The following is a 19437-nucleotide window of genomic DNA, read 5'->3' as shown; positions in this document are numbered from 1 at the left end:
TTGCCATCGTTCTCGCGTGGGAGACGGGCTTTGTAATGACAGAGCAATTGCCATGCCTAAATTTGAATGCGCGTTCAATAACTCCTAAAAACGACGTCGGAATGTGTCTATGTATGTCTTGCAAGGCATGGGGATTTAAATGGCCATCAGGACTGGCAAGCGCCCCGGCCCACAAGCTGTGAGCAATTCGGTAGCACTTGTGGGAACGGCGTTTCGCCGCATCGCAGAGGAGTGTCACCGCAAGCACGGGTGACGAATGGTCGAAGCCTTGAATGACCCCGACCGCTGGCAAGACGATTTATCTGTAAGCGACGCACTAAAAGATGGCGCGACTTCGAGCGGGTGTTCACTTGGCGCGCAGTTTTGACTGGTCTGCCGCCTTCGCGAGCAAGCTCGCTCCCACAGGGATCGAGGTGAACACAACTTTTGTGACCGACGCAAAACCTGTGGGAGCGAGCTTGCTCGCGATGGGGTCAACGCGGTCTCAACACTCCACCGCACTCACCGCCAACCCACCCCGCGATGTCTCCTTATATTTGTCATGCATGTCGGCACCGGTATCGCGCATGGTGCGGATCACCCGATCCAGCGAAATGAAGTGCTGACCATCACCGCGCAATGCCATTTGCGCGGCGTTGATCGCCTTCACCGCGGCAATTGCGTTGCGCTCGATGCACGGCACCTGGACCAGCCCACCCACCGGGTCGCAGGTCAGGCCGAGGTTGTGCTCCAGACCGATCTCCGCCGCGTTGCACAGCTGCTCTGGCGTGGCGCCAAGGATTTCCGCCAGCCCCGCCGCCGCCATGGCGCAGGCCGAACCGACTTCGCCCTGGCAACCGACTTCGGCACCGGAGATCGAGGCGTTCTTCTTGCACAGGATTCCCACCGCCGCCGCGCCGAGGAAGTAGTCGACGACATTGGCGTCGGTCACGGCCTCGCTGAATTTCATGAAGTAGTGCAGCACCGCCGGAATGATCCCCGCCGCGCCGTTGGTCGGTGCCGTGACCATACGCCCGCCGGCGGCGTTTTCTTCGTTGACCGCCAGGGCGAACAGGTTGACCCATTCCATGGCGCTCAAGGTCGAGCCGATCACGTTGGGTTTGTTCAGTTCCTGCAGGCTGCGATGCAGCTTGGCCGCGCGGCGGCGCACGTTCAACCCGCCGGGCAGGATGCCTTCGTGTTTGAGGCCCTGTTCAACGCAATCCTGCATGGCGCGCCAGAGCTTCATCAGGCCGCTGCGGATTTCATCCTCGCTGCGCCACACCCTCTCGTTGGCCATCATTAACTCAGCCACGCGCAGGTTGTGTTTTTTACACAGTTCCAGCAGTTCGGCGGCGCTGGAAAAATCATAAGGCAACACAGTGCTGTCGAGGTCGACGACACCGCTGGAAGCCTGCGCTTCATCGACGACAAAACCGCCGCCGACCGAATAGTAGGTGTCGCGATGCAACTCGCCGGCATCACCCTCGACAATCAGGGTCATGGCGTTGGGATGGAATGGCAGGTTCTCGTCGATCAGGCGCATGTCCCGGCCCCAGATGAAGGGCACCGGCAAGCGACCGTCGAGCAGCAGCGTATCGGTCTCGCGCAGGTTGGCGATACAGATGCCGATTTGCGACGGATCAATCGCATCCGGCCACTCGCCCATCAGCCCCATGATCACTGCATTGTCGCTGCCGTGGCCGATACCGGTGGCCGACAACGAGCCGAACAGCTGGACTTCGACACGCCGCACCTGCTCAAGCAACCCACGCTCGCGCAGGCCCTGCACAAACAACGCCGCCGCCCGCATGGGCCCCACGGTGTGCGAACTGGAAGGGCCGATGCCGATTTTGAACAGGTCGAAAACACTGATAGCCATTACTGCCGAACTCCTGGATGGGCCCACTGCGCACGCAAAAACGCACGGTGACGGAGCTGCTACGCTCAAGCTGCAATCCGCCGAGATGACCGCATCATCAAGCTTTTATCGTGTTGTTCGACGTCTCTAACCGACGCACTCATGCCCACCAGCGCCGCGTGTCTTTTACGCCGTGTTTTCGCCGTTTTTTTGCGGTTCAGAAGAGGAAAAGGGCCTGAAAAAATCTGTAAACGACGTCACCGACACTGGATGCGACCATCCCTGTACTGGATACGACGCACCCTGTAGGCGTCAGATTTTCACTGGTACATGATCATATCGACTCGATTGCAAGGCGCTGCGGTAGAGCTGTCTCCAGAACGCCATCCAACCGCAACCTATAAGTGCGGTGGTCCAGTCGGAACACTGCCAAAAAAAACACCAAGGAGTCCATCCATGAAAGGTTCCCCGTCGTTGTTGTTGGCCGCCATGCTTAGTCTGCCGGTTCTGGCGCAAGCCGCAGAACCGGCGCAGTGCAGTACCGTAAACTTCTCCGATGTCGGCTGGACCGACATCACCGCGACTACCGCGACCACCAGCGTCGTGCTCAACGCCCTCGGCTACAAGACCAAGACCACCATGATTTCCGTGCCCGTGACCTACAAGTCCCTGGCCGACGGCAAGAACATGGACGTGTTTCTGGGCAACTGGATGCCGACCATGGAAAACGACATCAAGGCCTACCGCGATGCCGGCACCGTGGAAACCGTACGCACCAACCTCAAGGGCGCCAAGTACACCCTCGCCGTCCCTCAGGCGCTGTACGACAAGGGCCTGCATGACTTCGCCGACATCGCCAAATTCAAGAAAGAGCTCGACGGCAAAATCTACGGCATCGAGCCTGGCAACGACGGTAACCGTCTGATCCAGAGCATGATCGACAAGGATGCCTTCGGCCTGAAGACCGCCGGTTTCAAAGTCGTCGAATCCTCCGAAGCAGGCATGCTGTCGCAGGTCGACCGCGCACAGAAACGCGACACCGCCGTGGTGTTCCTCGGCTGGGCGCCGCACCCGATGAACAAGCGCTTCAAAATTCAATACCTGACCGGTGGCGATGACTTCTTCGGCCCCGACTTCGGTGCCGCCACCGTGGCGACCAACACCCGCAAGGGTTACGCGCAGGAGTGCAGCAACGTTGGTCAGTTGTTGAAGAACCTGGAGTTCACCGTCGACATGGAAAGCGAACTGATGGGCAACATCCTGGACGACAAGATGAAGCCTGACGCGGCCGCCAAGGCCTGGCTGAAAAACAATCCACAGGTGCTCGATACCTGGCTCGCTGGCGTGACCACCATTGACGGTAAACCAGGCCTGGAGGCCGTGAAAGCCACACTGGCCAAGTAATCGCTTATGCCGGGCGGCCTCGGCCGTCCGGGCTGTTTATTTCCTTGCATGCGGACGTTCACTACCATGCTGATTGATCAGAAAATCCCCTTAGGCCAGTACATCGCGGGCTTCGTTGAATGGTTGACGCAACACGGCGCCAACACCTTCGACGCCATCGCCGTGTCACTGGAAACGATGATCCACGGCGTGACGTTTGCGCTGACCTGGTTCAACCCGCTGGTACTGATCGGCGTAATCGCACTACTGGCACACTTCATTCAACGTAAATGGGGCCTGACAGCGTTTGTCGTTGCCTCCTTTCTGCTGATCCTCAATCTGGGGTACTGGCAGGAGACCATGGAAACCCTCGCCCAGGTGTTGTTCGCCACCCTGGTCTGCGTGATCATCGGCGTGCCGCTGGGCATCGTCGCCGCGCACAAACCGATGTTCTATACTTTAATGCGTCCGGTACTCGATCTGATGCAGACCGTACCGACGTTCGTGTACCTCATTCCTACCCTGACCCTCTTCGGGCTGGGTGTGGTCCCGGGTCTGATCTCCACGGTGGTGTTCGCGATTGCCGCGCCCATCCGCCTGACCTACCTGGGTATCCGCGATGTCCCGGAAGAATTGATGGACGCCGGCAAGGCCTTTGGCTGCTCGCGCCGTCAACTGCTCTCGCGAATTGAACTGCCTCATGCCATGCCAAGCATCGCGGCCGGCATCACCCAGTGCATCATGCTGTCGTTGTCGATGGTGGTGATCGCGGCACTGGTTGGCGCCGACGGTTTGGGCAAACCCGTGGTCAACGCACTGAATACCGCTGATATCGCCCTGGGCTTCGAAGCAGGTCTGGCGATCGTACTGCTGGCGATCATGCTCGACCGTATCTGCAAACAACCCGACGCCAAAGTAGGGGGTGACGCATGAGCATTATTCGCTTCGATAACGTTGACGTTATCTTCTCCAAGGATCCACGCGAGGCACTCAAGCTGCTGGATCAAGGCATGACCCGTAACGAGATCCTGAAAAAGACCGGGCAGATTGTTGGTGTTGAAAAAGCCAGCCTGGACATCGAAAAAGGTGAGATCTGCGTACTGATGGGCCTGTCCGGCTCCGGTAAATCCAGCCTGCTGCGCTGCATCAACGGCCTCAACACCGTCAGCCGCGGCAAGCTGTTCGTCGAGCACGAAGGCAAGCAGATCGACATTGCCTCCTGCACCCCGGCAGAACTGAAAATGATGCGCACCAAGCGCATTGCGATGGTGTTCCAGAAGTTCGCCCTGATGCCCTGGCTGACCGTTCGCGAGAACATCAGCTTCGGTCTGGAGATGCAGGGTCGTCCCGAGAAGGAACGCCGCAAGCTGGTGGACGACAAGCTGGAGCTGGTGGGCCTGACCCAGTGGCGCAACAAGAAACCCAACGAGCTGTCCGGTGGTATGCAACAACGCGTGGGCCTGGCCCGTGCCTTGGCGATGGACGCCGACATTCTGTTGATGGACGAACCGTTCTCGGCGCTCGACCCACTGATCCGCCAGGGTCTGCAAGACGAGCTGTTGGAACTGCAACGCAAGCTGAGCAAGACCATCGTATTCGTAAGCCACGACCTCGATGAAGCCCTGAAACTTGGCAGCCGTATCGCGATCATGAAAGACGGCCGGATCATCCAGTACAGTGTGCCGGAAGAGATCGTGCTGAACCCGGCGGACGACTACGTGCGGACCTTCGTGGCCCACACCAACCCGCTGAACGTACTGTGCGGCCGCAGCCTGATGCGCACCCTGGACAACTGCAAACGCATCAACGGTTCGGTGTGCCTCGATCCGGGCGGCGATTCGTGGCTGGACCTGGCGGAAGGCAACACTATCAAAGGTGCACGTCAAAACGGTTCTGCTCTGGATCTGCAGAACTGGGTACCGGGCCAGGCTGTTGAAGGCCTGGGTCGTCGGCCAACCCTGGTGGACTCGAACATCGGCATGCGCGATGCGCTGCAGATTCGTTATCAGACCGGCAACAAACTGGTGCTGCACGATAACAACCATGTAGTGGGGATTCTTGGCGACAGCGAGCTGTATCACGCACTGCTCGGCAAGAACCTGGGGTAAGGCAACAGACACAAAAACGCCGCGAGAGTATCGCGGCGTTTTTGTTTGTGGGGATATCGGGTGACGCAGCTTTGTGGCCGATGGCCCCATCGCGGGCAAGCCCGTTCTCACATGGACGCAGAACAACCTGTGGGAGCGAGCTTGCTCGCGATGAGGGCTTAACATTCAACATGAGTGTTGACTGTCCCTCCGCTATCGCGAGCAAGCTCGCTCCCACAGGGGGTTGCGGAGCATTCACTGCACCGCAGTTCCTCACACCTTAGCTATAAACCCGGCCAAGGAGCTGCCGATGGCTTTCAAACTGATCGAGCACGTCACGGGTGATCTGATCCTGGGTGAAGCCCATCAAGTCGTAGTCCTGGCTACCGTTGTGCAGATACACCTCGGCACGATAGTAACGCTGACGCGCCTCATCGGATTGAGCCGATTCGGTTGGCGTGGCCAGGTAGCCATCCAGGCTGACTTCGTAGACAAACGGGTTGCCCTCTTCCATCTCGACCCGTACGCCCATGCAACGCTTGGACTTGCCCAGCAGCGTCTGCACTTCCAGGCCTTGCGTACGCAGCTGCACAGCCGCATCGTCCAGCGCCGGAGTCACGTGCTTGTCCATGAAGCGCTGGACCACCGACTGGCTCGGTTGCAGGTCCAGCTGGGTCAAGCGCTCAGTGAAACCACGGCGACCACGTGCCGCCAGTTCCGCTTGCTCCTGTTCGATCTGCACGTCCTGGCGCATGGCCTTGTGCAAGCCGAACATGAAGAACACCAGCACCACCGAGAACGGCAGACCGGCCAGCACCACCATGGTCTGCATGGCTTCGAAGTTGCCGGCGAACAGCAGGCCGATGGTCACCAGGGTGATCACCGCCGACCAGAAGATCCGCAGCCAGTGCGGCGCGTCTTCGTCGACATTGCCGCCCTTGCACGAAAGGTTGGCCATCATCACCGCGCCGGAGTCCGCCGGGGTCAGGAACAGCACGAAACCGACAAAGATCGACACGCCGATCACAACCTTCGACGCCGGGTAATGCTCAAGCAACTGGTAGATCGCCATGGACGGCTGTTCCAGCGCCGTCTTCCCGAGCTCCACCGCCCCATGGTTCATCACCAGGTCCAGGGCAGAGTTACCGAAGATCGACAGCCACGCCAGGGTGAAGCCCAGCGGAATCAGCAGCACGCCGGCCACCAGTTCGCGCACGGTGCGACCACGGGAAATACGCGCGATGAACATGCCCACGAATGGCGCCCAGGAAATCCACCAGGCCCAGTAGAACAGGGTCCACAGGCCCAGCCAGCGGTCGGACTTCTCACTGTCGCCTTCGTACACATACAGATCGAAAGTCTTCAGCACCACGCCGTTCAGGTAGTCGCCGACGTTCTGTACGAAGCCGTTGAGCAGGTGCAAGGTCGGGCCGAACAACAGGACGAAAATCAGCAGGCCGCTGAACAGCACGATGTTGAGGTTGGACAGACGGCGGATGCCGTTTTCCACGCCCGACACGGCAGCGATGGTCGCCACGGTGCTCATCACGATGATCACGATCAGCAGGTTGGTGTTGCTGTGCTCCATGCCGAACAGGTTTTCCAGCCCCGACGACACTTGCAGCGAACCGATCCCCAGGTTCGTCACCAGCCCCAGCAGGGTCACGAACATGCCGAAGCCGTCCACCGCGTGCCCGGCCGCGCCCTTGACCCAACGCTCTCCCACCAGCGGATACAACGCCGAACGCAACGCCAGCGGCTGGTTGTGCCGGTAGGCAAAGTACGCCACGGCCAGGCCGACCAGCGCGTAGATCGCCCAGCCATGCAAGCCCCAGTGCAGGAAGGTCAGCTGCACCGCCTGACGGGCCGCCAGGTTGCTGCCAGCCACGCCTTCCGGTGGGTTGAAGTAGTGGTCCAGCGGCTCGGACGCGCCGAAGTACAGCAGCGAAATACCGATACCCGAGGAGAACAGCATCCCCGCCCAGGCGCCATAGCTGAAGTCCGGGGTGTCGTCTTTGCTGCCCAGTTTCAATTTGCCGTAGGACGAAAACGCCAGACCAACGACAAAAATCAGGTAGGCGGCGATCACCACCATGTAGTACCAGCCGAAGCTGCGGGACAACCAGGCTTGCGCCGTACCCAGCATTCTGCCGGCCTCTTGCGGGGCGATGATCAGAATGGCGGTCAACAACAGAATCAACGCGGTAGAGGTGTAGAACACCCAACCGTTGACCGTCACCTTCTCGGGTGGGGTCTTTATTAGCGAGGCAGAACTCATGGCACAGATGCTCCGGGCAGTGCGAGAGAAGAACGCAAGACAAACGAGTTACCCGACCAATCGGTTAGTGGGCAGCCGACCGGCGGGTGATATAAAGACAGCCCGAAAAAAGCCCGAAGCCCTTGAGACGCCGTGGCGTATAGGCTTCGAGCTATTTCGGATGTCGGTTTGCCGCCATTTACATGTAGGAAAAATCTGTAAGCAGCGACGATTTGTCGCAGATCTTATTCTTTGTTGATTGAACGTTCAATCAAAACAAAATAGACTGGCCCTCAAGCCGATGGACGTTCTGCGTCTGCGGGAAGGCCTAAGGAGATGTGCAAGATGCCCAAGGTCGGTATGCAACCCATCCGCCGCCAGCAATTGATCGAAGCCACTTTGCAGGCCGTCGATCAGGTCGGAATGGGGGACGCCAGCATTGCGCTGATCGCCCGTTTGGCCGGTGTCTCGAATGGCATCATCAGTCACTACTTTCAGGACAAGAATGGCCTGATCGCCGCCACCATGGGGTACCTGATGACCGTCCTGAGCGAGAACGTCACCCTGCGCCGACAGGCGCTGACAGATGACAGCCCGAGGGCTCATCTGCAGGTGATCATCGAAGGCAACTTCGACGCCAGCCAGGTCAATGGCCCGGCAATGAAAACCTGGCTGGCCTTCTGGGCCACCAGCATGCACCAGCCGTCTTTGCACAGGTTGCAGCGGATCAACGATCACCGTCTGTATTCCAACCTGTGCTGCCAGTTTCGCCGCGTGCTGCCGCTCAATGATGCGCGCAGTGCGGCCCGAGGCCTGGCAGCGTTGATCGACGGCCTGTGGTTGCGCGGCGCGTTGTCGGGAGATGCTTTCGACACCGAGCAGGCGCAACAGATTGCTTACGAATACATGGATACCCAACTGGCCAAGCGGGTGAGTTAGAGCACACATAAACGCTCAACCACCGAACCGCGCCAGCCACTTAATGCTCTTGCGAGGACTTTATGGCCCGTTTCGAACTGCAAAAACTCTACATCGATGGCGCGTACAGCGACGCCAGCAGCGACGCCACTTTCGAAGCCATCAACCCGGCTAACGGTGAAGTCCTCGCAAAAGTGCAACGTGCTACCAAGGAAGACGTCGAACGCGCCGTCGTCAGCGCCGAAAAGGGCCAGAAGATCTGGGCCGCCATGACCGCCATGGAGCGTTCGCGCATCCTGCGTCGTGCCGTGGAAATCCTGCGCGAGCGCAACGACGAACTGGCCGCCCTGGAAACCCTGGACACCGGCAAGGCCTACTCCGAAACCCGCTACGTCGACATCGTCACCGGCGCTGACGTGCTGGAGTACTACGCAGGCCTGGTACCGGCCATCGAAGGCGAGCAGATTCCGCTGCGCACCACTTCGTTCGTCTACACCCGTCGCGAGCCGCTGGGCGTCGTGGCCGGTATCGGCGCGTGGAACTACCCGATCCAGATCGCCCTGTGGAAATCCGCACCAGCCCTGGCGGCCGGTAACGCGATGATCTTCAAGCCAAGCGAAGTCACCTCGCTGACCACCCTGAAACTGGCCGAGATCTACACCGAAGCCGGCGTGCCAAACGGCGTGTTCAACGTCCTGACCGGCAGTGGCCGTGAAGTCGGCACCTGGCTGACCGAACACCCACGCATCGAGAAAGTCTCGTTCACCGGCGGCACCGATACCGGCAAGAAAGTCATGGCCAGCGCTTCGAGCTCTTCGCTCAAGGACGTGACCATGGAACTGGGTGGCAAGTCGCCACTGATCATCTGCGACGACGCCGACCTCGATCGCGCCGCCGACACCGCGATGATGGCCAACTTCTACAGCTCCGGCCAGGTTTGCACCAACGGCACTCGCGTGTTCGTACCGGCTCACCTGAAGGCCGCTTTCGAAGCCAAGATCGCTGAGCGCGTTGCGCGCATCCGCATCGGCAACCCGGAAGACGAAAACACCAACTTCGGTCCGCTGGTCAGCTTTGCGCACATGGAAAGCGTGCTGGGCTACATCGCCAAGGGCAAGGAAGAAGGTGCCCGCCTGCTGTGCGGCGGTGAGCGCCTGACCGACGGTGAATTCGCCAAGGGTGCGTTCGTGGCGCCGACCGTGTTCACCGACTGCACCGACGACATGACCATCGTCCGTGAAGAAATCTTTGGCCCGGTGATGGCGATCCTCTCCTACGAAACCGAAGAAGAAGTGATCCGCCGCGCCAACGACACCGACTTCGGCCTGGCCGCCGGTATCGTCACCAAGGACCTGAACCGCGCCCACCGTGTGATTCATCAGCTGGAAGCCGGTATCTGCTGGATCAACGCCTGGGGCGAATCCGACGCGAAGATGCCGGTCGGTGGCTACAAGCAGTCGGGTGTCGGCCGTGAGAACGGCATCAGTTCGCTGAACAACTTCACCCGCATCAAATCGGTACAGGTCGAGCTGGGCGATTACGTCTCGGTGTTCTAAGTACTGCGAGGTCTCTGTGGCGAGGGGGCTTGCCCCCGTTGGGCTGCGAAGCAGCCCCCTCTCCAGACACCGCAAGTCTTCAGATAGAAAGCAGTCGCTGATTTTACGACTGCTGCGCAGCCGAACGGGGGCAAGCCCCCTCGCCACAGGTTGTGCAGTGTCCCAGCGACCGCGACCTGACCAACTTCAAAGAGGGTGCATTCAATGTCCCAAGAATTCGACTACATCATCATCGGTGCCGGCTCTGCCGGTAACACCCTGGCGACCCGTCTGACCGAAGACGCAGGCGTCACCGTCCTGCTGCTCGAAGCGGGCGGCCCGGACTACCGTTCCGATTTCCGCACACAGATGCCGGCCGCCCTGGCGTTCCCGCTGCAAGGCCGTCGCTACAACTGGGCCTACGAAACCGATCCGGAGCCACACATGGACGGTCGTCGCATGGAGTGCGGTCGCGGCAAGGGCCTGGGCGGTTCCTCGCTGATCAACGGCATGTGCTACATCCGCGGCAACGCCATGGACTACGACGGCTGGGCAAAATTGCCAGGCCTTGAGGACTGGTCGTACCTGGACTGCCTGCCGTATTTCCGTAAAGCGGAAACCCGCGACATCGGCCCTAACGACTACCACGGTGGCGACGGCCCGGTCAGCGTGACCACGCCGAAAGCCGGCAACAACCCGCTGTTCCACGCCATGGTTGAAGCCGGCGTACAGGCCGGTTACCCGCGCACCGAAGACTTGAACGGCTACCAGCAGGAAGGCTTCGGCCCGATGGACCGCACCGTGACGCCGAAAGGTCGTCGTGCCTCCACCGCCCGCGGCTACCTGGACGTCGCCAAGAAGCGTTCGACCCTGACCATCGTCACCCACGCCCTGACCGACAAGATCCTGTTCGAAGGCAAGCGTGCGGTCGGCGTGCGTTACCTGGTCGGCGCCGCCGAGGAGCGCGTTGAAGTCAAGGCGCGCAAGGAAGTGCTGCTGTGCTCCGGCGCCATCGCTTCGCCGCAGATCCTGCAACGCTCCGGCGTGGGCCCTGCCGAACTGCTGAACAAACTCGACATTCCGGTGGTCCACGATCTGCCGGGCGTCGGTGAAAACCTGCAGGATCACCTTGAGCTGTACCTGCAATACGCTTGCACCCAACCGGTCTCGCTGTACCCGTCGCTGCTCTGGTACAACCAGCCGGCCATCGGTGCCGAGTGGCTGTTCAACGGCACCGGCATCGGCGCCAGCAACCAGTTCGAAGCCGGCGGTTTCATCCGTACCCGTCCGGAGTTCGAATGGCCGAACATCCAGTACCACTTCCTGCCGGTAGCGATTAACTACAACGGCAGCAACGGTGTGAAAGAGCACGGCTTCCAGGCGCACATGGGCTCCATGCGTTCGCCAAGCCGCGGGCGCATCCAGGCCAAGTCCAAGGATCCGCGCCAGCACCCGAGCATCCTGTTCAACTACATGGCCACCGAGCAGGACTGGCAAGAGTTCCGCGACGGCATCCGCCTGACCCGGGAAATCATGCAGCAACCTGCACTGGACGCCTTCCGCGGTCGCGAGATCAGCCCGGGCATCGAGGTGCAAACCGACGAGCAACTGGACAAGTTCATCCGCGAACACGCCGAAACCGCGTTCCACCCGTCCTGCTCGTGCAAGATGGGCACCGACGAAATGGCCGTGGTCGATGGCGAAGGTCGCGTGCATGGCATGCAAGGCCTGCGTGTGGTCGATGCGTCGATCATGCCGATCATCACCACCGGCAACCTCAATGCACCGACGATCATGATGGCCGAGAAAATCGCCGACAAGATCCGTGGTCGCAAGCCATTGCCGCGCAGCACCGCCACTTACTATGTGGCGGGTGAAGCGCCGGTGAAGGGCAAGCCGGTGCGGGAAGTGAGCCAGACTGCATAAGTCGCTACACCGCGTCACGGCCAATCGCGAGCAAGCTCGCTCCCACAGGTTTCGGGTTGGATTGCAGATTTGTGATCCAGCCCGGACTACTGTGGGAGCGAGCTTGCTCGCGATGGGGCCCTGACAACCAACACACATCTTCCGGCCGAACCCGATAATCCCTCTCTACACCGTTTCACCCTTGATCCTCCCCCCTCGCAGGCCTAATCTAGCGCCACGCAATCGTTTCACCTCTCCCCTCGCAGCACCGCTCCATCGCCACTCCATACCCAGGAGGTTCACGAATGTTCGATTTCTACCCCCAGCTCAAGCAGCGCTTCGCTGCCTTGCGCACGGGTGCTGAATTCTTTTCCCTGCGTTATGTGCGCGAATCCGGGCAGTACCTGTCGGTGCGCAAGAACGTCGCCGAACCACCGAGCCTGAGCCGTGACGAAGGGGCGATGCTGACCGTGCGGGTCAATGGCGTCGAGGCCTATGCGGCCACTAACGACCTGTCGCAACAGGGCTTGCAAGCCGCCCTCGAACGCGCCGAATTCCAGGCCCGTCGACTCAAGCCCCACGCCTTGCTGGACCTACGCGAGCAGGCTGTTTCCAGCGACCGCGCCGATTACTTTTCACCCAACCTCGACCAGGCCTTCCCGTCCCTGAGCGACTGCTTCCAACTGCTTGGCACCGAGTCGGCCGCCGTGCCCAAGGACGAGCGCTTGGTGAACTGGCAGGTCAGCCTCGGTATCACCCACGTCGAGCAGATTTACCTCAACAGCGCCGGTGCCGAACTGCGCCAGGCCCAACGCTTTGTGTACCCCGGCCTGGACGTCACGGCCTACGACGGCAACGACAGCCAGACCCGCAGCCTTGGCCGCGAGAACTTCGGCCAGCAAGGCGCGGCGGACGTCATCAGCCGCTGCGGCCTGATCGGTGCCGGTGCCCAGGTGGCCGATCAGGCCCTGCAATTGCTCCTGGCGCCAAACACCCCGCAAGGCAAGCGCGACCTGCTGCTGATGCCCGACCAGATGATGCTGCAAATCCACGAATCCATCGGCCATCCGCTGGAACTGGACCGCATTCTCGGCGACGAGCGCAATTACGCCGGTACCAGTTTCGTCAAAGCCAGCGATTTCGGCCACCTGCAATACGGTTCCGGCCTGCTCAACGTGACCTTCGATCCCGACATCCCCGAGGAGCTCGCCAGTTACGCTCATGACGACGACGGTACACCCGCCAGCAAACAGTTCCTGATCCGCGAAGGCCTGTTGCTGCGCCCGCTGGGCGGTGCGTTGTCGCAATTCCGTGCCGGCATGGACGGCGTCGCCAACAGCCGCGCCTGCGGCTGGAACCGCCCACCCATCGACCGCATGGCCAACCTCAATATCGAGCCCGGCGATCAGTCCATCGAGCAACTGATCGCTGGCATCGAACACGGCGTGCTGATGTCGACCAACCGCTCATGGTCGATCGACGATGCACGCAACAAATTCCAGTTCGGCTGCGAATGGGGCCAACTGATCGAAAACGGCGAACTCAAGGGCGTGGTGAAGAATCCCAACTATAGGGGCATCTCCGCGCAGTTCTGGAAAAGCCTCAGCGCCGTCGGCGATGCCGGTACCCTCAAGGTCCTCGGCACACCGAACTGCGGCAAGGGCGAACCGAACCAGGTGATCCGCGTCGGCCACGCGTCACCGGCCTGCGTGTTCAGCAACGTTGATGTATTCGGAGGAGACGCCTGATGAATCCTTCAAACAGCCAGTCCGCGTCGTTCAAGGCGCTGGTCAACAGCCTGCGTGCAGCCCTGCAAGAGCCCGAGCAGTTCACCCTCAGCTACGCCGCCGAGTCGTCGGCCTTCGTGCGTTTCAACCACGCCAAGGTGCGCCAGGCCGGTCAGGTGCAGCAGGCGAGTATCGGCTTGAAGCTGATCAACGAAGGCCGTCATGCCGACCTGAACATCACCCTGGCCGGCGATCCCCAGGTTGATCTGCGACGGTTGACCGAAGGCCTGCAACAGCTGCGGGAAACCTTGCCGCTGCTGCCTCCGGATCCTTACTTACTGCTCAACCACAATGGCTGGCAGAGCAACAACGTGCAGTCGCATCCACTGCCGGACACCGAACAGGTGGTCGCGCAAATCACCCAGGCTGCCGAAGGCCTGGATCTTGTCGGTTTCTACGCTGCCGGACCGATCAGTCGCGGCTTTGCCAGTTCTTCGGGTGCCTTCGGCTGGCATCAGGCCAACAGCTTCAATTTCGACTTCAGCCTGTTCCACGAGAATGGCCAGGCCGTGAAAGCCAGCTACGCCGGGCATGACTGGAACAGCGAAGGCTTTGCCAGACGCTTCCAGCAAGCCCGCGAGCAGCTTGAGTTTCTGGGCCGGCCGCTGCGCACTTTGGCGCCCGGCCAATATCGCGCCTACCTGGCACCGGCGGCGCTGGAAGAAATCATGGGCATGCTGTGCTGGGGGGGATTCTCTGCACAGTCGATTGCCAGCAAAAGCAGCCCGCTGCAAAAGCTTTACGGAGGCGACAGCGCGTTCAGCCCGCTGGTCTCGCTGGATGAAAAAGTCAGCGGCTCGCTGAGCCCGGCGTTTTCCGATGAAGGTTATCCACGCAGCGACCTGGGGTTGATCGTCGACGGCAAGGCCGGGGCACAACTGGTCAGCTCGCGCAGCGCCGCGGAATACGGCTTGACCGCCAATGGCGCCAGCGGCGGTGAATCACCGAGTGCGCTGAACATGAAGGCCGGGGCATTGCCTGACGCGGACATCCTCAAGCAACTGGGCACCGGGTTGTACATCAGCAACCTGTGGTACCTGAACTTCTCGGATCAACCGGCCGCCCGCCTGACCGGCATGACCCGGTTTGCCACGTTCTGGGTCGAAAACGGCGTGATTCAGGCACCGGTCAGCACCATGCGTTTTGATGACAGCGCCTTCAGCCTGCTCGGTTCGCAGTTGGAAGCGTTGACCCAGGAGCGGGAATTGTTGCTGTCGGCGAGTACGTACAGCCAGCGGGCGACGGCGTCGGCGTTGTTGCCGGGGGCGCTCGTAAACCGGCTCACATTAACGCTGTAACCACAAACTCCCGGAACACCGGGAACCTTGTGGGAGCGAGCTTGCTCGCGATGAGGCCATTTCATTCAACATCATTGTCGACTGATCTACCGCTATCGCGAGCAAGCTCGCTCCCACAATGACTGTGATCACAAATCATTTAGCATTGACTTCATCCACAAGAGGTCCCATGCCCAACCGCCCGCCTCTCGACGCTGTGACTGCCCGCTGGATACCCTGGGTCGTCGCCATTGCCTTCTTCATGCAGTCCCTCGACGGGACGATCCTCAACACCGCCCTGCCCGCCATGGCCCGGGACCTGGCCGAAGATCCGCTGCGCATGCAAGGTGTGATCATCGCCTACATGCTCACGGTCGCCTTGCTGATTCCCGCGTCCGGCTGGATCGCCGATCGCTTCGGCACCCGGAAAATCTTCTTCAGTGCGATTTTGCTGTTCAGCCTCGGCTCGCTGCTCTGCGCATTGTCGACCAGCCTGACCCAGTTGATCGGCTCCCGGGTGATCCAGGGCTTGGGCGGCGCGTTGATGCTGCCGGTCGGGCGGCTGGTGGTGTTGCGCGCCTACCCGCGCTCGGAGCTGGTGCGGATCATGGGTTTCATCACCATTCCCGGGCTGCTCGGCCCGTTGATCGGCCCGACCATGGGCGGCTGGATGGTGCAATACCTGACGTGGCACTGGATATTCCTGATCAACCTGCCGGTGGGGCTGGTCGGCTGCTACGCCGTGTGGAAGTTCATCCCGGATCTGCGCGGCACCGAGCGCACCCGTTTCGATAGCCTGGGCTTTGTGCTGTTCGGCGCGGCTATGATTCTGATCACCATCGCCATGGAAGGCCTGGGCGAACTGCACCTGCCGCACCTGCGGGTGATGTTGCTGCTGTTCGGCGGCATGGCGTGCCTGGCGGCGTACTGGCTGCGTGCCGGGCATATCGAAAACCCGCTGTTCGCGCCGTCGCTGTTCAAGACCCGGACCTTTGCCGTGGGCATTCTCGGCAACCTGTTCGCCCGCCTCGGCAGCGGCGCCCTGCCCTTTCTGGTGCCGTTGCTGCTGCAAGTGGCGCTGGGCTATTCGCCGTCCCAGGCCGGGATGAGCATGCTGCCGCTGGCGGCGGCGGCGATGATCGCCAAGTGGGTGGCGCGGCCGCTGATCGAACATCTGGGTTACCGCATCGTGCTCACCGGCAACACCCTGGCGCTGGGGATCATGCTGGCGAGCATGGGCCTGGTCAGCGAGCAGACGCCGTACTGGCTGCTGCTGTGCCAGCTGGCGATCCTTGGCGCGATCAACTCCCTGCAGTTCACCGCGATGAACACCGTGACCCTGATCGACCTCGACGATGCCAGCGCCAGCAGCGGCAACAGCCTGCTGTCGGTGGTCGCGCAATTGTCACTGAGTCTGGGGGTAGCCTGCGCCGGTGCATTGCTCGGCGGGTTCACGGCCGAGATCGGAAATGACGGTGTGGACACGGTTTTGGGCGCCTTTCAACTGACGTTTGTGACGGTTGGAATCATGGCAATGCTGGCCGCGACGATCTTTTCCCAGCTGTCACGGAATGACGGACGGCGAGTCAAACGTCCGGAAGAACACATAGAGCCTTAGGGCGAATGGCCATCGGACTGGTACACTGCGCGACATTTTGTTTTGCAGGCCAGTCCCGTGACCACCATCGCCACCGAATTTAATACTTTGCCGCTGTCCGCCGCCATGCTGGCTAACCTCGACTCCCTCGGTTATGCCCAGATGACGCCGATCCAGGCGCAAAGCTTGCCGGTGATCCTCAAGGGGATGGACCTGATCGCCCAAGCCAAGACCGGCAGCGGCAAGACCGCCGCGTTCGGCATCGGCCTGCTGAACCCGATCAATCCGCGTTACTTCGGTTGCCAGGCGCTGATCCTGTGCCCGACCCGCGAGCTGGCCGACCAGGTCGCCAAGGAAATCCGTCGCCTGGCCCGTGCCGAAGACAACATCAAGGTCCTGACCCTGTGCGGCGGCGTGTCCCTCGGCCCGCAGATCGCTTCGCTGGAGCACGGCGCGCACATCATCGTCGGCACTCCGGGGCGCATCCAGCAGCACCTGCGCAAGGGCTCGCTGGTGCTCCACGGCCTGAACACCCTGATCCTCGACGAAGCCGACCGCATGCTCGACATGGGTTTCTACGATTCCATCGAAGAAATCATCATGCAGGCCCCGGAACGTCGCCAGACCCTGCTGTTCTCCGCCACCTACCCGGTCGGTATCAAGCAGCTGGCCTCGAAATTCATGCGCAATCCGCAGCAGGTCAAGGCCGAGGCGTTCCACGACGACACGCAGATCGAGCAGCGCTTCTACGAGATTTCCCCGGATGACCGCATGAGTGCGGTGACCAAGGTGCTTGGCCACTTCCGTCCGGCCTCCTGCGTGGCTTTCTGCTTCACCAAGCAGCAAGTTCAGGAAACCGTCGATCACCTGACCGCCAAGGGCATCTCCGCCGTCGGCCTGCACGGCGATCTGGAACAACGTGACCGCGACCAGGTGCTGGCGATGTTCGCCAACCGCAGCACTTCGGTGCTGGTGGCAACCGACGTCGCTGCGCGCGGCCTCGATATCGATTCCCTGGACATGGTGATCAACGTCGAACTGGCCCGTGATTCGGAAATCCACATTCACCGCGTCGGCCGTACTGGCCGCGCCGGTGAGAAAGGCCTCGCGATCAGCCTGGTGGCGCCGTCCGAAGCACAGCGCGCCCAGGCTATCGAGCAATTGCAGAAGACACCATTGACCTGGGATCAGGTGGACAACCTCACCTCCAAGGGTGGTGGTCCGCTGTTGCCGCAGATGAGCACCCTGTGCATTGCTGGCGGCCGTAAGGACAAGGTTCGTCCGGGCGACATTCTTGGCGCACTGACCGGTGACGCCGGCATCCCCGGTGCCCAGGTCGGCAAGATCGCGATTTTCGACTTCCAGGCCTATGTGGCCGTGGAGCGCGGCGTCGCCAAGCAGGCCTTGCAGCGTTTGAACGACGGCAAGATCAAGGGCCGTTCGTTGCGCGTTCGCATCCTGTAACAACACGCCCCCCCCTGTAGGAGCGAGCTTGCTCGCGAAAAACCTGAGCTCACCGCGGTGAGCCAGACTGCCAGCGTTATCGTTCACGCCCATCGCGAGCAAGCTCGCTCCTACAGGGACCGCAATAGTTTTTTGTGAGGACACCGTTTTGCGCTCTACCGAAGTCGTGATCATTGGCGCTGGCGCCGCAGGGTTGATGTGTGCGCTGACCGCCGCCGGGCGCGGGCGCAAGGTGTTGCTGCTCGACCATGCCAACAAGGCCGGCAAGAAAATCCTGATGTCGGGCGGTGGCCGCTGCAATTTCACCAACATGTACACTGAACCGAGCAATTTCCTCTCGCAGAACGCTCACTTCTGCAAATCCGCCCTGGCCCGTTATACCCAGTGGGATTTCATCGGCATGGTGGCCAAGCACGGCGTGCCGTACCACGAGAAAAAACTCGGCCAGTTGTTCTGCGATAACAAATCCAGTGACATTCTCGAAATGCTGCTCAACGAGTGCAATCAGGTCGGCGTCAGCCTGCACCTGGACACCTCGATCCAGACCATCGAGAGGCTTGAAAAAGGCTACTTGCTCGACACGACGCTTGACCAAATCACCTGCGAATCCCTGGTGATCGCCACCGGCGGCCTGTCGATCCCGACCCTGGGCGCCACCGGTTTCGGCTATCAAGTGGCCAAGCAGTTCGGCCACGAACTGCTGCCGACCCGCGCCGGCCTGGTGCCGTTCACCATTACCGATCAGCTCAAAGCCTTGTGCACCGAGTTGTCCGGCACGTCGGTGGATTGCCTGGTGAGCTGCAACGACCAGAGCTTTCGCGAGAACATCCTGTTCACCCACCGCGGCCTCAGCGGCCCGGCGATTTTGCAGATTTCGTCGTTCTGGGAATCCGGCGACACCGTCGAGATCAACCTTCTGCCGGATCACGACGTACCGAGCTGGCTGCAACAGCAACAGGCCGAACGCCCCAACAGCGAGCTGAAAACCCTGCTCGGTGAAATCTTCACCAAGAAGATGGCCAACCTGCTGGCGGACAACTGGTTCGTCTCCAAACCGATGAAACAGTACACCCACGCGGAACTGGCCGATATCGCGGAAAAACTGGCGAGCTGGAAAGTCGTGCCGGCGGGCACCGAAGGCTATCGCACCGCCGAGGTGACCCTGGGCGGCGTCAACACCAATGAAGTGTCGTCCAAGACCATGGAATCGCTGAAAAGCCCGGGGCTGTACTTCGTCGGCGAAGTGCTCGACGTGACCGGGCATCTGGGCGGGTTCAACTTCCAGTGGGCGTGGGCATCGGGCTACGCGGCTGCGCAGTACGTCTGATTCAAAAATCAATACAACCCCTGTGGGAGCGAGCTTGCTCGCGATGAGGCCATAACATTC

The 19437-nt window shown here is 60.9% G+C and carries 13 protein-coding genes; 11 read left to right on the top strand and 2 right to left on the bottom strand.

Annotation, left to right across the window (positions count from 1 at the left end; genetic code table 11):
* Nucleotides 1-484 precede the first annotated feature (484 nt).
* Entirely contained in the window at nucleotides 485-1861 is a 1377-nt protein-coding gene (locus tag AC1RDQ_RS06650; RefSeq protein WP_223502263.1) for an L-serine ammonia-lyase, read from the bottom strand.
* A gap of 435 nt (nucleotides 1862-2296) precedes the next feature.
* Here AC1RDQ_RS06650 and AC1RDQ_RS06645 point away from each other — a divergent pair, with 435 nt between their 5' ends.
* From AC1RDQ_RS06645 to choV, 3 genes are all read left to right on the top strand, one after another.
* Nucleotides 2297-3244, top strand: coding sequence for a choline ABC transporter substrate-binding protein (locus AC1RDQ_RS06645; RefSeq protein ID WP_223502262.1), 948 nt, complete (start codon nucleotides 2297-2299; stop codon nucleotides 3242-3244).
* 66 nt (nucleotides 3245-3310) lie between these two features.
* On the top strand, nucleotides 3311-4156 hold the full coding sequence (gene choW, locus AC1RDQ_RS06640) for a choline ABC transporter permease subunit (RefSeq protein WP_057716544.1): 846 nt from the start codon (nucleotides 3311-3313) through the stop codon (nucleotides 4154-4156).
* A complete protein-coding gene (gene choV, locus AC1RDQ_RS06635; RefSeq protein ID WP_047534342.1) occupies nucleotides 4153-5331 on the top strand; it encodes a choline ABC transporter ATP-binding protein in 1179 nt (392 codons plus the stop codon). Before choW ends, choV begins: the two co-directional genes overlap by 4 nt.
* 259 nt (nucleotides 5332-5590) lie before the next feature.
* Here choV and AC1RDQ_RS06630 read toward each other — a convergent pair whose 3' ends face one another.
* A complete protein-coding gene (locus AC1RDQ_RS06630; RefSeq protein WP_223473802.1) occupies nucleotides 5591-7531 on the bottom strand; it encodes a BCCT family transporter in 1941 nt (646 codons plus the stop codon).
* A gap of 381 nt (nucleotides 7532-7912) precedes the next feature.
* Between AC1RDQ_RS06630 and betI the strand changes: the two genes are divergently transcribed.
* The 8 genes from betI (at nucleotide 7913) to AC1RDQ_RS06590 (ending at nucleotide 19377) form a co-directional block, all read left to right on the top strand.
* On the top strand, nucleotides 7913-8506 hold the full coding sequence (betI, locus tag AC1RDQ_RS06625; RefSeq protein ID WP_007985937.1) for a transcriptional regulator BetI: 594 nt from the start codon (nucleotides 7913-7915) through the stop codon (nucleotides 8504-8506).
* Nucleotides 8507-8568: 62 nt separating this feature from the next.
* Entirely contained in the window at nucleotides 8569-10041 is a 1473-nt protein-coding gene (gene betB, locus AC1RDQ_RS06620) for a betaine-aldehyde dehydrogenase (RefSeq protein WP_057712979.1), read from the top strand.
* Nucleotides 10042-10245: 204 nt separating this feature from the next.
* Nucleotides 10246-11946, top strand: a complete 1701-nt coding sequence (betA, locus tag AC1RDQ_RS06615; RefSeq protein WP_218494726.1) for a choline dehydrogenase — start codon at nucleotides 10246-10248, stop codon at nucleotides 11944-11946.
* A gap of 284 nt (nucleotides 11947-12230) precedes the next feature.
* Nucleotides 12231-13673, top strand: a complete 1443-nt coding sequence (locus AC1RDQ_RS06610; protein WP_492586750.1) for a TldD/PmbA family protein — start codon at nucleotides 12231-12233, stop codon at nucleotides 13671-13673.
* Nucleotides 13673-15010, top strand: a complete 1338-nt coding sequence (locus AC1RDQ_RS06605) for a TldD/PmbA family protein (protein ID WP_223500971.1) — start codon at nucleotides 13673-13675, stop codon at nucleotides 15008-15010. Before AC1RDQ_RS06610 ends, AC1RDQ_RS06605 begins: the two co-directional genes overlap by 1 nt.
* A 169-nt stretch (nucleotides 15011-15179) precedes the next feature.
* Complete coding sequence (gene mdtD, locus AC1RDQ_RS06600; RefSeq protein WP_057712975.1) at nucleotides 15180-16607, top strand: multidrug transporter subunit MdtD; 1428 nt, start codon at nucleotides 15180-15182, stop codon at nucleotides 16605-16607.
* Nucleotides 16608-16712: 105 nt separating this feature from the next.
* On the top strand, nucleotides 16713-18050 hold the full coding sequence (dbpA, locus tag AC1RDQ_RS06595) for an ATP-dependent RNA helicase DbpA (protein ID WP_235863953.1): 1338 nt from the start codon (nucleotides 16713-16715) through the stop codon (nucleotides 18048-18050).
* 148 nt (nucleotides 18051-18198) lie between these two features.
* The gene (locus tag AC1RDQ_RS06590; protein ID WP_407516194.1) at nucleotides 18199-19377 is read left to right on the top strand and encodes a BaiN/RdsA family NAD(P)/FAD-dependent oxidoreductase; all 1179 of its coding nucleotides are present in this window, start codon (nucleotides 18199-18201) and stop codon (nucleotides 19375-19377) included.
* Nucleotides 19378-19437 lie beyond the last annotated feature (60 nt).

The organism is Pseudomonas sp. GW823-FHT02E01 (assembly GCF_058797535.1).
Note: the sequence above shows the minus strand (reverse complement) of the source record. Positions and strands in the feature narration are given on the sequence as shown.

Excerpts from the sequence above, each read along its gene's own strand:
- AC1RDQ_RS06650 (WP_223502263.1), bottom strand. The coding sequence starts at position 1,861 with ATGGCTATCAGTGTTTTCGACCTGTTCAAAATCGGCATCGGCCCTTCC.
- AC1RDQ_RS06645 (WP_223502262.1), top strand. The coding sequence starts at position 2,297 with ATGAAAGGTTCCCCGTCGTTGTTGTTGGCCGCCATGCTTAGTCTGCCG.
- choW (WP_057716544.1), top strand. The coding sequence starts at position 3,311 with ATGCTGATTGATCAGAAAATCCCCTTAGGCCAGTACATCGCGGGCTTC.
- choV (WP_047534342.1), top strand. The coding sequence starts at position 4,153 with ATGAGCATTATTCGCTTCGATAACGTTGACGTTATCTTCTCCAAGGAT.
- betI (WP_007985937.1), top strand. The coding sequence starts at position 7,913 with ATGCCCAAGGTCGGTATGCAACCCATCCGCCGCCAGCAATTGATCGAA.
- betB (WP_057712979.1), top strand. The coding sequence starts at position 8,569 with ATGGCCCGTTTCGAACTGCAAAAACTCTACATCGATGGCGCGTACAGC.
- betA (WP_218494726.1), top strand. The coding sequence starts at position 10,246 with ATGTCCCAAGAATTCGACTACATCATCATCGGTGCCGGCTCTGCCGGT.
- AC1RDQ_RS06610 (WP_492586750.1), top strand. The coding sequence starts at position 12,231 with ATGTTCGATTTCTACCCCCAGCTCAAGCAGCGCTTCGCTGCCTTGCGC.
- AC1RDQ_RS06605 (WP_223500971.1), top strand. The coding sequence starts at position 13,673 with ATGAATCCTTCAAACAGCCAGTCCGCGTCGTTCAAGGCGCTGGTCAAC.
- mdtD (WP_057712975.1), top strand. The coding sequence starts at position 15,180 with ATGCCCAACCGCCCGCCTCTCGACGCTGTGACTGCCCGCTGGATACCC.
- dbpA (WP_235863953.1), top strand. The coding sequence starts at position 16,713 with ATGCTGGCTAACCTCGACTCCCTCGGTTATGCCCAGATGACGCCGATC.